Raw genomic sequence first — 317 nt, 5'->3', positions numbered from 1 at the left:
GCTGGTCTCCCGCGGCGAGCGGTTCCCGTTCGCCGCGCCGGACGCGGAGGGCTTCCTGCTGGGAAGCACCGGAGACGAGGCCGACGACTACGCCGCGCTCCTCCAGGGCGTCGCCTACCTGGAGCGCCTGTGCTTCGACCATCTGGACCTGCTCGGCGCGCCGGTGGACGGTGACCTCACGTTCACCGGCGGCGCGGCGCGCAGCGAGTACTGGTGCCGGCTCCGCGCCCAGGTGCTCGGCCGGCCGGTGATCCTCCCGGCCGACCCCGAGCCGGCGCTCGGCGCCGCCGTACTGGCCGCCTCGCCCGGCCGCCGCG

General features: G+C 77.0%; 1 protein-coding gene. It reads left to right on the top strand.

Annotation, left to right across the window (positions count from 1 at the left end; all coding sequences use genetic code 11):
* Positions 1–317 (top strand): FGGY-family carbohydrate kinase (locus ACFFNX_RS52280; RefSeq protein ID WP_378213933.1); only part of this gene is annotated, 317 nt, incomplete at both ends.

It is taken from the genome of Actinoallomurus acaciae (assembly GCF_042429965.1).
GTDB lineage: Bacteria > Actinomycetota > Actinomycetes > Streptosporangiales > Streptosporangiaceae > Actinoallomurus > Actinoallomurus acaciae.
Note: the sequence above shows the minus strand (reverse complement) of the source record. Positions and strands in the feature narration are given on the sequence as shown.